Annotated in this window: 20 protein-coding genes and 2 pseudogenes; all 22 read left to right on the forward strand. The window is 35.4% G+C overall.

Features of this window, described 5'->3' with window-relative positions; all coding sequences use genetic code 11:
* Positions 1–14: 14 nt before the first annotated feature.
* Positions 15–509, forward strand: coding sequence for a hypothetical protein (locus tag C7N71_RS07275; protein WP_105988434.1), 495 nt, complete (start codon positions 15–17; stop codon positions 507–509).
* A 237-nt stretch (positions 510–746) separates the two neighbouring features.
* A complete protein-coding gene (locus C7N71_RS07280) occupies positions 747–1019 on the forward strand; it encodes a hypothetical protein (RefSeq protein WP_105988435.1) in 273 nt (90 codons plus the stop codon).
* 51 nt (positions 1020–1070) lie between these two features.
* Entirely contained in the window at positions 1071–1340 is a 270-nt protein-coding gene (locus tag C7N71_RS07285; RefSeq protein WP_105988436.1) for a hypothetical protein, read from the forward strand.
* A gap of 140 nt (positions 1341–1480) precedes the next feature.
* Positions 1481–1852 (forward strand): annotated as a pseudogene (locus tag C7N71_RS08185) (tyrosine-type recombinase/integrase); the annotation flags it as partial.
* A 78-nt stretch (positions 1853–1930) separates the two neighbouring features.
* Positions 1931–2404 (forward strand): annotated as a pseudogene (locus C7N71_RS07290) (tyrosine-type recombinase/integrase); the annotation flags it as partial.
* A gap of 61 nt (positions 2405–2465) precedes the next feature.
* The gene (locus C7N71_RS07295) at positions 2466–3692 is read left to right on the forward strand and encodes a DNA cytosine methyltransferase (RefSeq protein WP_105988437.1); all 1227 of its coding nucleotides are present in this window, start codon (positions 2466–2468) and stop codon (positions 3690–3692) included.
* A 66-nt stretch (positions 3693–3758) separates the two neighbouring features.
* A complete protein-coding gene (locus C7N71_RS07300) occupies positions 3759–4172 on the forward strand; it encodes a terminase small subunit (protein ID WP_105988438.1) in 414 nt (137 codons plus the stop codon).
* Entirely contained in the window at positions 4165–5421 is a 1257-nt protein-coding gene (locus C7N71_RS07305; RefSeq protein ID WP_105988439.1) for a PBSX family phage terminase large subunit, read from the forward strand. The genes C7N71_RS07300 and C7N71_RS07305 overlap by 8 nt, the downstream gene beginning before the upstream one ends.
* Positions 5409–6851, forward strand: coding sequence for a phage portal protein (locus tag C7N71_RS07310; RefSeq protein ID WP_105988440.1), 1443 nt, complete (start codon positions 5409–5411; stop codon positions 6849–6851). Before C7N71_RS07305 ends, C7N71_RS07310 begins: the two co-directional genes overlap by 13 nt.
* 194 nt (positions 6852–7045) lie before the next feature.
* Positions 7046–7861: a minor capsid protein gene (locus C7N71_RS07315; protein ID WP_157944387.1), complete on the forward strand. Its 816-nt coding sequence runs from the start codon at positions 7046–7048 to the stop codon at positions 7859–7861.
* A gap of 216 nt (positions 7862–8077) precedes the next feature.
* Positions 8078–8644, forward strand: a complete 567-nt coding sequence (locus tag C7N71_RS07320; protein WP_105988442.1) for a phage scaffolding protein — start codon at positions 8078–8080, stop codon at positions 8642–8644.
* A 14-nt stretch (positions 8645–8658) separates the two neighbouring features.
* Complete coding sequence (locus C7N71_RS07325) at positions 8659–9648, forward strand: capsid protein (protein WP_105988443.1); 990 nt, start codon at positions 8659–8661, stop codon at positions 9646–9648.
* A gap of 11 nt (positions 9649–9659) precedes the next feature.
* Positions 9660–10055, forward strand: a complete 396-nt coding sequence (locus C7N71_RS07330) for a hypothetical protein (protein WP_105988444.1) — start codon at positions 9660–9662, stop codon at positions 10053–10055.
* Complete coding sequence (locus C7N71_RS07335; protein WP_105988445.1) at positions 10052–10411, forward strand: hypothetical protein; 360 nt, start codon at positions 10052–10054, stop codon at positions 10409–10411. Before C7N71_RS07330 ends, C7N71_RS07335 begins: the two co-directional genes overlap by 4 nt.
* A gap of 6 nt (positions 10412–10417) precedes the next feature.
* Positions 10418–10831 (forward strand): HK97 gp10 family phage protein, encoded by a 414-nt coding sequence (locus tag C7N71_RS07340; RefSeq protein ID WP_105988446.1) that lies wholly within the window; start codon positions 10418–10420, stop codon positions 10829–10831.
* An 18-nt stretch (positions 10832–10849) separates the two neighbouring features.
* Positions 10850–11218, forward strand: a complete 369-nt coding sequence (locus tag C7N71_RS07345; protein WP_369073431.1) for a phage tail terminator family protein — start codon at positions 10850–10852, stop codon at positions 11216–11218.
* Positions 11219–11228: 10 nt separating this feature from the next.
* Positions 11229–11444 carry a hypothetical protein gene (locus tag C7N71_RS07350; protein WP_105988448.1) on the forward strand — a complete coding sequence of 72 codons (216 nt, stop codon included), beginning with the start codon at positions 11229–11231 and terminating at the stop codon, positions 11442–11444.
* Entirely contained in the window at positions 11444–12808 is a 1365-nt protein-coding gene (locus C7N71_RS07355; protein WP_105988449.1) for a phage tail sheath C-terminal domain-containing protein, read from the forward strand. Before C7N71_RS07350 ends, C7N71_RS07355 begins: the two co-directional genes overlap by 1 nt.
* An 11-nt stretch (positions 12809–12819) precedes the next feature.
* The gene (locus tag C7N71_RS07360) at positions 12820–13290 is read left to right on the forward strand and encodes a phage tail tube protein (protein WP_105988450.1); all 471 of its coding nucleotides are present in this window, start codon (positions 12820–12822) and stop codon (positions 13288–13290) included.
* Positions 13291–13321: 31 nt separating this feature from the next.
* Positions 13322–13747, forward strand: coding sequence for a phage tail assembly chaperone (locus tag C7N71_RS07365; protein WP_105988451.1), 426 nt, complete (start codon positions 13322–13324; stop codon positions 13745–13747).
* A gap of 44 nt (positions 13748–13791) precedes the next feature.
* Positions 13792–13929: a hypothetical protein gene (locus C7N71_RS08230; protein WP_181399364.1), complete on the forward strand. Its 138-nt coding sequence runs from the start codon at positions 13792–13794 to the stop codon at positions 13927–13929.
* Positions 13930–13983: 54 nt separating this feature from the next.
* Positions 13984–14731, forward strand: a 748-nt coding sequence (locus C7N71_RS07370) for a tape measure protein (RefSeq protein WP_191982983.1), incomplete at its 3' end; no start/stop codon positions are given.

Here is a 14731-nt window from a genome sequence, read left to right on the forward strand (position 1 = left end):
CTAGGGGGCTAAAAATGCAAAGAAGTACAATTAATTTTATTGAAGAACTATTAAGAGATTATCCAAAGATACCAGAGTACATTGAAAGAAAGAAACAAGATATTAAGTATCCTTTTAATGCTAATCGGGATGATAACGTAGGAGGCGGACAAGGTCATAGCAATAATACCTCCCCAACAGAAAGAATTGTATTAAAAATTGATGACTGCGATTTTATCAACGCATTTCAAAGACAAGAAGCAGCGATTGATAAATCATTAGCTAAGTGTGATCCATCTTTCATAAGTGTTATTAAAGAATATTATTTTGATGAGTACAACGCTAAAACATTACCAGCGGTTGCTGCTAATCATGGATATTCTAATCCTGGTATTTATCGAGAACGTAAGAAGTTCTTTAAAGATGTGATGAGAAACCTGGGGTTACATCACTACATCGAAAGGGATGAGATTATAGCTGATAAACAAGCTAATTATCATGCTAAAAGGAAAATCAATGCCTTGAAGTAAAAGTGAGAACCATTGGGGGTTAAAAAGTGTTATATTATGTATGGTGTTAATTAGCAGTTATTTTTAATTGTTAAAACTATTGATATAACTCTTTGGAGTTACGTATTATTATTCCATACAAGTTTAGGGACTGGCGTTGCGACCGCTAGTCCCTTTTATTATGGAGTGTAATAGTTTAATGTTACTTTAACTTTAACTTATATAAAAAAACATAAAAAACAACAAAGGATAGTTTAAATGAATCTGTATAAAAGAAAAGCAATTTTAGTTAATGCTTTTAAGTGGGACGGATTTAGTTCTACATTAAGAAAAAATGTTAATAGCATGGAACTAAATTGTTTTAGCGTTAACAGTAATCACAATCTTACCGTTCATAATAACAACGGTAGCTTAGTTTGTGCCGTAGGAGATTATGTTATTCAAAGGGGTATTAATGACTATATATGCTGCAAGCCAGATGTATTCCATGATAATTACTCATTGAAGGATAAAGACAAAATCTCTTATTAAAATGGTGCGATTGTTAGCAAAAGTTAACATTTTTTAGAAAGAAGGATAAAAATGACCGATGATAAGGCCTATATACGCTATGGCGAAGGCGTTTTAACGATTGATTGTGTATTCAAAGAAGAAATTCTTTTAAAAGGCAACATGTTTAAGCGCTTAATGAATCGATTATTAATAGCTTTAAATTTAGAGCGAGTATCTGATGCTTTTAAAGAAAAGTTTTACGCTAATGCCACAATCAACAATTTTACAAACAAAAGTGTAGAGGTTGATATTAATGATCCAAAATATGATATCGCTCGTTTTGTTATAAATTCTCGTTAAAAATAATGTACACATGTTATTATTAGATAATAACATGTGTACTATGTTGATTTAACAACAACTTTATTATATACTGTATATACAACATGTTATTATTYGTATTTATCAATAAATAACATGTGTACATAGGAGGAATAATAATGAGGCAAGTCGTATATCCAATTAAAGATTCTATCGTTTTACAACAAGTGCAAAACACACTACTTAATAATTTCAAATTAGGAATTAGAAACTACACAATTTTCCAAGTTGGAAAAGCTACTTTATTACGAGTTAGTGATGTGCTTAGATTAAAATACTCAGATGTGTTTGATGATAAGGGCAACATTAAACGTGATGCTTACATTCATGACAAGAAAACAGGCAAAGCTAACGTTTTATATTTAAAGCCATTAGTTCAAGATTTAAAAGACTATCAACAATGGCTACTAGAAAATAATATAAACTCACAATGGCTATTCCCTAGTTCTCGAAATGATAAGCATATCGTTAGCAAAGATTTAAGTGATGAAATTAAGGATCATATTCATACCGTAACCTTAGTTAATCCATCCTTTAACGAGAACCCTAAAGGTAGCACCATTATTAAATTACTTGATAATACCGAATTATGCGTTAAAGATATTCTAAAAATTAAAATTAGTGATATTTTGGATAATGAAGGTAATGTAAAAACATCTTTTCACTTTAAAAGCTCTAAAACGGGTAAATATGAAGATTTAGATATTAAAAACATTCAAAAAGATTTAAAATTGTATGTTCAATGGTTGAATAATAGGCAAGTTAATACTAAATGGTTATTCCCTAACGAAGAAGATAAGCATATTGATGAGAGAAATTTCTATTTAATCATGCACAGAGTAGGGGAACTATTAGGAATTAACTACTTAGGCACTCATACCATGAGGAAAACCGGTGCTTATCGGGTTTATGTACAGTCTAACTATAATATCAGTTTGGTTATGAGCTTGCTAAATCACTCATCCCAAGCTATGACTTTGAAATATCTAGGGTTGGATCGTGAATCAACTGAGAATATGCTAGACAAAATCAATTTTGGATAAGACATTTTATAAACGATAAAAAACATTCTATTTATTTAGAATGTTTTTTTGCTATAAGGAGATGAAAGCTATTAAATTTATTGATATGTTTGCCGGTATTGGTGGCATGAGATTGGGCATGGAAAAAGCTGGTCATGAATGCGTGGGTTGGATTGAAATTGATAAGTTTGCACGCAAAAGTTACAAAAATATACACAATAATGAAGGAGTTTGGAACGCTAATGACGTTACACAAATTGAATCAAGAGAACTACCAAAAGCAGACTGCTGGAACTTTGGATTCCCATGCCAAGACATTAGCATGGCAGGAAAGCAAAAAGGATTTACAGAAGGAAAACGAAGCTCTTTGTTTTTCACAGTTATGGGACTTATTGACGAACTCCAAGAGAAAGATAAACCCAAGTACTTATTCATTGAAAACGTTAAAAACTTGCTTAGCATCAATCGAGGACTGGACTTTGCTAAGCTCCTCGTTGAAATGGACAAAAGAGGGTATGATGCAGAGTGGTCAGTTCTCGACAGTTCAGAAGTCGTGCCTCAACACAGGGAAAGAATCTTTATTATTGGACATCTTAGAGGCAGAAGTACCACAAAAGTATTTCCTATCACAAGAAAAAACACAAAAGATTCTAGCAGGAAAATAAAGGTTATGGCTAATGCTTCTAGGACCGGATATAAAAGCGCTGATGTTATTAGTTCTCTTGGAATTTCTAAAACATTAACTGCTACCGACTATAAGCATCCCCAAAAAGTTGCCGTTAGTAACCGTAAAAAAATACAATATTTTTATGATCCTAGAAAGCACGGAAAATATGGAAGTAGAAATTGTGTTTTGAAAGTAAACAGTATATGCAATACATTAAATTGTATGCAAGGCGGTGGCTTAACTCCAAAGGTTGCTATGCCCTTGAAATATACAAAATATAATAAGTTGATGCAATGGCATTATGACAAGGTTAAGGTAATGCAAAACACTAAAAAAGGCTACGATTTAGCTAGTATTGGAGATACAATTAACATCAACTATCCTAATAACACTAATAGGCGTGGTAGGGTTGGCAAACATAGATCTAATACAGTACTATCATCGGGCAATAGTTATGCTGTTGTATTACCTAAATATAAGATAAGGAAATTAACCCCTAAAGAGTGCTGGAGATTGCAAGGATTCCCTGATTATGCTTTTAATAAAGCCAAGGATATTAACTCTGATAGTCAGCTTTATAAACAAGCAGGTAACGCTGTAACTGTACCAGTAATATATGAAATAGCTAAGAAGATGGTTTAAAAAGAATCATCTTCTTTATTACATAAACGAAGGGAGGTGTTAGTTATTACATCTATTGCTACTGAGATGCGTTATGAGAAGTTTGTTGATGCTTATTTAAAAACAAAGAACGGGACTAAAGCTGCTATTATTGCTGGCTACTCTCCTAAAACTGCTCGTACTAAAGCATCCCAACTCTTGCAAAAGAAAGATATCCAGGCCAAAATGAAACAACATGTTAAGGCTATGCAAGATGAGGATATAGCAAGTGAAAAGGATATTATGCAGTTATATACTCGCATATTGCACGGCGAAGAATACGAAGAAGTGGCCACGGCTGGTGGTACTTATATCACAATGCCGTCTCTAAAGGATAGAATGAAAGCTGGGGATATGATTGGACGTTATCGAGGTATATGGAGAGATCCGAAGATTGTTAATACTAACATCAACTCCCCAGTCAAGATAATTGACGATGTGGAGGAGAGCGACAATGCCTAAAATATCCAGTCTAATAGCTCCTAACTTCCACAACGTACATTTAGATATAAAACATAATAATCATGCCAATTATTGGCTAAAAGGAGGACGTGGTAGTACCAAGTCCTCTTTTATTTCGGTTGAAATTATTCTAGGGATGATAAACGACCCTAATGCTAATGCGGTTGTACTGCGTAAAGTTGCTAATACTTTGCGGGAATCTGTTTTTGACCAGTACCTTTGGGCGATTGACCAACTAGGAGTGAGTGATTTTTGGCAAGATAGCGTTAGTCCACTAACCTTAACTTACCTTCCTACTGGCCAGCAGATACGTTTTAAGGGTGCTGATAAGCCCGAAAAAGTTAAATCTCAGAAGTTTAGACGTGGTTACACAAAATATAAACACTTTGAAGAAGTGGCCGAATTTAAAAGCTATGAGGAGATTAGATCAATTAATCAGTCACTTAATCGTGGTGGTAGTGATATAACTACCTTTTATAGTTATAATCCGCCCGCTAGTGTTAATAATTGGACCAATCAAGCAGCAAGCCATGAAGGTGTTAGAGATGATACCTTAGTGGATGAATCTACTTATCTAACTGTTCCACCAGAATGGCTAGGTAAAGAATTTATCGCCGATGCTGAGCAACTAAAGAAAGATAATCCTAGAGCCTATGAACATGAGTATCTAGGAAAAGTTACCGGTACCGGAGCAGAAGTCTTTACTAATGTAGAACTAAGGAAAATCACTGATGAAGAAATATCTCACTTTGATACGATTTATCGTGGTCTTGATTTTGGTTTCGCCAGCGACCCACTTGCTTATGTAGAACTTTACTATAATGCAAAATATCGAACTATGTACTTTTATAGAGAGATTTATAAAGTAGGGATGTCTAATCGCAATGCAGTAGATGCTATTAAGAAACTAAACCCTAACAACGGCTTGATAACTTGTGATAGTGCTGAGCCTAGAACTATTGCCGAACTAGGTAAATCCGGACTAGGTTTGAATTTATCGCCTGCCGTTAAGGGTGCTGATAGTCGTAACCAGGGTTTTAAATGGCTACAAGATAGAAGAAAAATTGTCATTGATCCAGAGCGTTGCCCTAATACCGCTAGAGAGTTCACAACTTATGAACTAGAAAGAGATAAGAACGGTAACCTTAAAGCCATCTATCCAGATGGTAACGATCATAGTATAGATGCAACTAGGTATAGTTGCGAAAGATTATCCCGTAAAGGAGGATTTAGAAAATGGAAACGATAAGCGTTGAAGTTATGCAAAAAATGCTATCCAACACTATGCCTACTTTAGTTCATAATAGGCAAGAGTATAAGCACTCCGAAAGTTACTATATGAATAAGAACGATATAGTAAACGGTACACAAACCAGCGCCTTACAAGAAATGATAGCATTTAATAGTAAAGATTCTAACGCCCTAGCATCCCAAAAAGATTTATTAAGGCATGCTGATAATCGCTCATCTAGTAATTTTCATCAAATCCTAGTTGACCAAGAGGCAGGCTATATAGCTACCAAAGACCCAATAATTGACGTTGGGGATGATGACTACAATACCAAGATTAAAGAAGTTCTAGGGGATGATTTTTCTCTTGCCTTAAATCAACTGATTGTAGATTCATCTAATGCTGGTTATGGTTGGTTACATTATTGGACCGATAGTAATAACGTCTTTCATTATGCGGTAGTTCCGCCCGATGAATTGTTTCCCATGTATGCGGATAGCTTAGAAACTCAATTAAAGGCCGTAGAACGTATATATAAACAATTAAATACTAATACTGGCGACTACGATACTATTATTGAGTATTGGGATGCTAATACATGTACAACTTTTGTTAAAAACAATGACGGCTTAGACTATTACGATATGTTTGATATTGTCGATAATGCTACTAATGACGTTATCGGTCAAGGCCACGTATATGAGCATAACTGGGGCGATGTGCCATTTATTAAGTTTAGTAAGAATATAAAGGATAAGCCCGAACTACAAAAATATAAAGGCTCAATCGATATTTATGACAAAGTTTATAATGGTTTTGCCAATGACCTAGATGATATTCAACAAACCATCCTAATTTTAAAAGGCTATGGTGGCGAATCGATATCCGGATTATGGGATATGATAAAAAAAGACAAGGCTATTCCGATTGATCCAACACCAGGTGGGGGTAATGATACAGGTGTAGATACCTTAAATATTGAAATTCCTACCGAAGCTAGAAATATTATGCTAAATGTATCCAGGCAAAAGATTTTCGATGAAGGGCAAGGTATTGACCCACAAAAGTTTATGGATAATGGAGCATTGAGTGGTAAAGCAATCAAGGGCATATATGCTAGTTTAGAGCTAAAAGCTACTACTACTGAGAAGTACTTTCGACCTGCTTTAGCAAAGCTAATTCGAGCAATTATGCAAAATGCAGGCATCCCTAACTATCAAAACCGTAATATTTCGCAAAAGTGGACACGTACCGCTATCCAAGACGACTTAGAAGTTGCGCAAGCGTTAAACAACGTTAAAGACTTTACATCTAAAAAGGCTCTTGCAAGCGCTAACCCCTTTGTAGAAGACCCAGATATTGAACTTGAAAATCAAAAGGACGATATTGTTAACTCTGATGGTTTCGGGAATCAACAAGAAATTGATAAGTACTCCCAGGATAAATAGTTATGAAAAATGAGAAGTATTGGCTTAGACGATTCATACAAGAAAAAGCATTAAGCATAAAGTCGGGCCAGGAATATGAAATTGCATTAAATAAACGCTTAGACCAATTACTTGCTATCTATGAACAAGACATTAAGCAATGGTATAAGCGTTTTTCTGATGATTTAGGTATTCCCAGGGATGAAACTGTTAAGATGCTTGACGGCATCGAATTAAAACATTTTGAAATGACTTTAGCTCAATTTAAAGAAAAAGCTATCAAGGGCGGTTATAATAAACAACTTGATAGCGAGTATTTTAAGTCGCAGATTGCTCGATTAAAGCAGTTAGAAAGTCAATTCAAAGCAGAGGCTAAAGATTTATTTAGTGTTGAACAGCTAAAAATGGAAGATGAGCTAGTTAATCAGTTTAACAACACTTATCTTCATGATAGTTATAACATTCAAGACTATCGAGGCCACTTTGAAGTAAACTTTGCTACTTTAAATACTGATAAATTAAGGCATATTATATCTAATCCCTGGGCTAAGAATAATGAAAACTTTAGCCAGAGAATTTGGGGAAATTATGTAGAAGAACTACCTAGTCAACTTATGGATAGCATGTTGAGACAAACACTAACAGGATCATCGTACCAAGATATCGAGCGTGAGTTTAGACAGCGTTTCTCAGACGTTAAAAGCAAACATATTCATAGGTTGGTTGTTAGTGAGCTAGGGCATGCACAAGAAGAAGGCTCAGCACTAGCTTATAAAAATCAATCAGTCGAAAAATATCAGTATCTTGCTACCTTTGAGCGTAGCACTTGTGATAGATGCGCTCATATGGATGGAAAAGTATTTAAACTGTCCGAACGACAACCAGGATTAAATTATCCGCTTTTACATGCTTATTGTCGTTGCACCACAATTCCATACCTTGAAGAATCTCCAGGGGAAGAAAAACGTTGGGCTGATGGAAAAATTATCGATGATATGACTTTCGATGAATGGCTTAATAAAGCTGCTTAATTATAAGCACATGTTATTTTTTATGTTTATTCAAAAATAACATGTATCAAGTAGCGCTTTGATTTAGTTTACTAATGCAAAGGCAATCTTAACATGTTATTACTCACAAATAACATGTGTAATGTTGTCCGACCCGAACAAGTCGTTAAAAGGTTCTTTTTTATACCCTAATCGAGTTCGCCACTCGTAAAAGTAGCGAGAAAGGTGTGTACACACATGAAAAGATCAGATTTAAAAGATTTAGGTTTAGATGATTCATCCATTAATGCAGTTATGAAGTTGCATGGCCAAAGTATCAATGAAATCAAAGGTCAGTATTCCGATTATGACGAACTTAAGGCTCAAAACTCTTCTTTAAATGAACAAATCACTAAGAATGATAAAGACCTTAAGGCATTACAAGGGAAGGTTAAAGATAACGACCAGCTTCATGATGAAATCAAGTCATTAAGAAAGGATAATGACAACCTTAAGCAATCTAAAAATGATGAGATTAGCAAAATGAAGTTGAATCATGCTATCGATTCTAAGCTATCTGATTACAAAGTAAGAAATAACAAAACTATCAAGCCCCTATTGGATATGGATTCTATTGAACTTGACAAAGACGGTAATTTGACCGGCTTAGATAATCAAATGGAAACAATTCAAAAAGACGAAAACAACGCCTTTTTATTCGATAAGGGAACTGATACTAGATATAACCCACAAGGTGGAGAAGGTAGTGGAGCTACCAAAATGGAAGCATTTAAAGAAGCCTTTGGGTTAAATAATGATAAATAGAAAGGATTTTTTTGATGAGTATTGAAGATATTAATGTTAATTTTTCCGTAGAATATGGAAGTGTAGTAGACCAAAAGTACTTTCCAAAGCGAACAAGTGATGCTTTATGGCGTTCTCCTAGTAACAACATGGTTGAATGGAAAGGACTACATGTAAAGATTCCTACATTATCAGTAAAAGGAGGTAGTACTTTTAGAAATACCAACGATTTAGGATTGGGAGAAATTGCTGATTATTCTAATGACTGGGAAGATAAGACTGTTAGATTCGCTCGACAATGGAAAACTGTTGTTGACCCTACAAATGTTAAGGGAACAGATACTATTGTAACCATTGCTAAAATTACAGATTTACACAATGCCCAAGATGTTGTTAAAGAGCAAGATTGCTACATGTACTCAACTTTATTTAAAGAAAAGCAAAGAGTAAACAATGCAAAAGTTGCTAAAGGCGAACTAAAAGATGCTAATGATGGCATTTATAACAAGGCTTTAGATGAAACCAATGTATTATCAGTATTTGACGATATGATGACACAAATGGATGAATCTAGCGTTACTGGTACTAGAATGCTATACGTTACTCCACAAGTTAATAAAATGCTTAAAACTGCTGATTTTGCTAATCGTGCTGCTAATATTAATGGTAATGGCAAAATTGATCGTTCAATTTACTCTATTGATGATGTAACTATCGTGGTAGTTCCATCCCACTTAATGCGTACTGATTTTGACTTTTCTAATGGGGCTAAAGATAAAGACGGTTCTAAACAGATTCAAATGTTTATGATCGTAAATGGTGCGCAACTAGCACCTCAAACTTATTCTTACGCCGGTATTCAAGAACCAGCACCATTAACTAATGGTAACTACTTATACTACGAAAATAGCTTAAGTGATGTATTTATGCTAGATAACAAGGCTAGTGCGTACTCAGTAGCAATTACTGATCGTGAAGGTTCTAAGCCTAATCCTGGTGGACAAGGACAAGGCAAACAATCATAGGAGCTGATTAGATGCAAGAGTTTACTCGTAAGAGCAGTATTCAAAACCAAGTAATGCTTTTCATGACCGATAAAGACCTAGAAGATGAGAACACTAAAAAAGTTCTTAGCTTTGTCATTAATAAAGTGGCCCAAGATACTGCTAACTATCTAAATATTGATCTGAACGATATCCCAGAAAAACTAGATGGCACCTTAACGGGTTTAGTTACTCAGTATTTAGATACCCATCAATGCTTGCCTTCACAACAACAAAATAGTGCTAATTTACAAAGTCTTACCGAAGGCGATGTAAGTTATAGCTATAAAACTCCAGGAGAGATTTATCAAGGACTCCAAACTGCTAATACAATTACTGATAATTACATCCCTATCCTAAACAACTTTAGAAAGTTGCCCTGGTCATGATATTCGGTAATCGTAACGTGGTTAGTTCTATATGGGATAATAGAGCAACCATTAAAGGCGTTAAAAAGGCAGTTGATGATAGGCATATAACTACTAATGTTGAATATGACCTGGTCAAAGATGAGCCTTGTCGAGTGGTTAAAAAATCATTATCTCCTGGTAATCAATCCTTTTATGATGAAGTTAGGTATAATGCTCTATTGCTTATCAGAAACGGTATTAACATCCCTAAGGGTGTAAATATCGTGATAACTGATGTAAACGGCAATAAAGCCACTTATCAACGTGCTAGTGGTGGTTATAGTAATTATTCTACTCATCAAGAAGTAGCCTTGATTTATGATGAGAAAGCGTGATATTTAGTGAGTGAATTTGGAGATATTAGCGATAAACAATTCCAAGACTTTGCTAAAAGGGTTGGAGACGAAGTCAAAACCAAAGGGATGCTTAAAAAGGCCACTAATCGAATGAATATCGTTGCTAACTACACATTTAGAAACGTAGTGAAAATGACCCCAACCAAGACCGGAACTTTAAAGCGTGGTTGGTCAAGGTCGGACGTTCGCTATGTTAATGATGAAATCGTAGTAAAAATTAGTAACGATGTTAATTATGCTAGTTTTGTTGAAAATGGCCACCGTACCGTTAACGGTAAGAACTGGGTTGAAGGTCAGTTCATGGCCAAAAAGTCCTTAGCAATGACTGAGGAAAACAAGCTCAATAAAACTATGCACAAAGAACTCGATGGCTACTTAAGCAAACTATTGGGGGGATGATATATATTACTAGAATTAATAAATAGCAAGTTAGTCGATATTTTCGGAGAGAATATCACTATTTATAGAGAAAATGTGAAGGCAGGCTTTGAAGAACCTGCTTTTTTTGTACCCTCATCCAGTATTAAGAGTAAACCGCTACTTAATAAGGTTTATAACATCGTTTATAGTTGCCAAGTGATTTATTTTCCACGGCCCAATCATGTAAACGATGATATTGAATCAACTGAATTAGACTTAACCTTTAATTTTTTAGATTTACAAGACTATACCGTGCATAATCGAGAGTTTACTAAATCAGATGATGCTTTAGTATTCACTTTTGATATTTACGGGTGGGTTAATCCTAATAAAGAAGGTACAAAAATGAAAAATTTAGCTAACTAGGAGGCATCTTATGGAAGATGAAAATAATACTCAACATGTTGGAGATGGTGGCTTTACACCAGTAAATGCAAATGTTGCTAGATATGATAAAGACTACTTGATTGAAAGTGGTCTTTTTAATTTTGTTGATAGAAATATCTTAAAAATTGCTTTAGAAGATGGCAGCCAATACTCACAAGATGAGGCTAGAGAAGCAATTAATAAATTTGAAAGGGGCGATAATTAATGGCCGGTGGAATTTTCAAAATTCAAAATAAAAAGCGCCCAGGGGCATATATTAATACCGTTTCGGATAAACCCACAGCGGATGATAATGACCGTGGCGTTGTCTTACTTATGAACGGTGTTAAGTATGGTTGGGGGAATAATGGAGTAATTGAATTAGCTACCAATTCTGATTTTCAATCAGTTTTAGGTGTTAAAAACGATGATCCATCCCTATTAACTATCAAAGAAGCGCTAAAAGGGGCTACCAAACTCCTTTTAATCAATTCTAACCAAGGAAATAAGGCCAGCGTGAGTGATAATGCTTTGCCCTGGACTATTACTGCTAAGTACAACGGAGAAAAGGGTAACAATATCACTATTGACCTTATCCAAGATGCCGTTGATAACAGTAAAGTGATTATCAAAACCATTTTTGGCTTTGATGTGGTCGATACTCAAGCTATTAGTATGGATCAACCCGATAGAGTTGAAAATAACGATTTTGTAGACTTCTCATTGATTGATGCTAACAAAGATAAGTTAAAAGGCTTTACTGGCCAAAGAAGCGTTAAATTACAAGGCGGAACATCCCAAGATAAAGATTCATCTACTCAAATGAACCTTTTAGGAGATGCTATGCAAAAACAACGCTTTAATGTGGTTACTACTTCCGGAATTGATGATAAAAGCAACATCCATAGCTTACTGGTTGAAATGGTCAAAGACTTGCGAGACAAGCAAGGTTATAAAATTACTGCGGTAGTTCCTTATTCCGGTACTAACTACGACTATGAAGCCGTCTCAGTAGTGGAAAATGGTGTGATTATGGAAGATGAAACCATTATCACGCCAACAGTAGCAGCCGCTTATTTTGCTGGTCAATCTGCTAGTGTGCCTTTAAACCAATCACTTACCTACCAAAAATATGACGGTGCTAAACAATCATATCCAGCCCTTAGCAACGAAGCCATTATCAGAGCTATCGATAATGGCCACATTGTTTTTACTGATCGCAGGGATGGAAGTGTAGGAATTGAAATTGATATCAATAATTTAGTTACTTTTACTGATACCAAAAGTTACCAGTTCCATAAGAACCGTGAGTTACGAGTTCTCGATGAAATTGCTAACAATACTGAAAAAGTATTTGAAACCCAATTCATTGGAAAAGTTACCAACAATGAAGCAGGAAGAAACATCTTAAAAGGCGAACGCATTCAATACTTTACAGGTTTGGCCAATAATAACATTATCGACAAGTTCGATACTGATGACCTAAAGATTGCTAAGGGTAATAGTGATGATTCAATTACTATGGAATACTCAATTACGCCTTTAGATTCAATGGAAAAACTTTATAACACAATCAAAGTAACTAGATAGGAGTGTAAAACATGTCAGACCAAATTAGTGAATTTATGGATGGACAAGCTCCCTTGTCTACTAAGTCTGCCAAAATCGTTCTTAGACGTGATGGTCATGTATATCCTTTAATACAATGTACCAAGTTTAAGGCAAAAGTCGAAAAGAAGAAGGAAACCGTCCAAACATTAGGTTCTTTTATGAAAAAGCATAAAGCTACATCTGCCGAAGGAACCGGTTCAATGGGTGGTTATGTAATTGATTCTGAATTGCTAAAAACTGAACTAGGAATTATTAGATCCGGTCAAGATTCCCGATTTTCGGCAATTCCAACATTATATGGAAATGAAAATCAAGGTAATCAAGTTGTAGAAATTGATGAGGTATCTTTAGATGATATCCCCATTGCTGATTTAGAATCAGATGATGGATTAATCGAGTTTGAAAGTGATTTTACATTTGATGATGCCCACTTAGTACAAGCATTTAGTGGCAAACAATAAAAAATAAATTAATTTTAGGAGATTATATATTATGACTGAAGAAGAAAACCAAAACGTTACAGTAAATGACTTTTTAGCACAAAATGTTAAGCAACCCGAAGCAAAGGAAGTGAGATTTGATCGTTTTAAAACTCCTTTCAAAATCAGAGCTATCAATACTAAAGAGTTGAATCAATTACAAAAAGATTGCTCAACTACTAAGCGTGATAGACGTACCGGACAAGTTATGAAAAACACCGACCAAGAAATGTTAAATAACAAAATGGTACAAAAAGCCCTATTAGTGCCAGATTTAACTAATGAAGAATTACAAAACTCATATGGCACTATTGGAGACCCAATGGGTACTTTAAATAGCATGTTATTAGCCGGAGAATATGCGGACTTAGTTCAAGAAATTCAAGAAGTAAGTGGTTTTGAATCTGCCGATGAAATGGTGGACGATGTAAAAAAATAACCGATAGTGGAAAAAATGCTGATTTTGAGTATTTTTTCTACGCTATGAACAACTACTACTGGACACCGAGCCAATGGGCTGGGTTAACCGAGCATGAAAAAGCGGTAGTGATTGCCGGTATTGATATAAGAACTAAGCAAGAAAAGAAGCAAGAAAAAGAAGCAAAAAGGCGAGCCAAGTAATTGGCCCGCTTTTTTAATACATATTATTAAATCAACTAGAAAGGGGGTGAAATTATGGCAACTTTAACAAGTTACTTAAAAATTGGGGATGGTTTCTCAGACCCCCTAGCGAGATTTAGTAACTCAATCAATAAAGGTATTAGTTCGGTGGGAAAACTAAAAAATTCCCTTCACTTTGGCGGAAATATCTCGCCTCCTACTGGTAAGTTTAATGAGTTCAACGGCTCTTTAGAGCGCTCAAATTCTCTTTTAAGAACAATGGTAGGAGCAAACATTATTAGCGGTGGTATTTCTAAGGGTATTGGGATGCTAACAGGCGAAGCCGGCTCACTAATCCATGAATTGAACGAAAGTAGTAAAGCCTGGCAGACCTTTGATGGCAATATGCGGATGTTTGGAGCCTCACAAAAAGAGATAACTTCCGCTAAAAAGGATATGCAACAATACGCCCAGGCTACCATTTATAGCTCGTCTGATATGGCTTCCACTTATTCCCAACTAAGAGCAACCGGTGTTAAAAACACAGGGCAATTAGTTAAAGGGTTTGGTGGTTTAGCAGCTTCTGCGCAAGACCCAGTCCAAGCCATGAAAACCTTATCGCAACAAGGTACACAGATGGCCGCTAAGCCGATGATTCAATGGCAGGACTTAAAACTTATGATGGAACAAGCACCCGCTGGTATCTCAGCGGTGGCTAAGACCATGCACATGTCCGCCACGCAGCTTCTACAAGATGTGCAAAAGGGGAAAGTTAAGACCACCGACTTTTTCGATGCAGTTGCTAAGACTGGTACAAATAAAT

Origin of the sequence: Apilactobacillus timberlakei (assembly GCF_002993965.1) — a bacterium.
Lineage (GTDB): Bacteria > Bacillota > Bacilli > Lactobacillales > Lactobacillaceae > Apilactobacillus > Apilactobacillus timberlakei.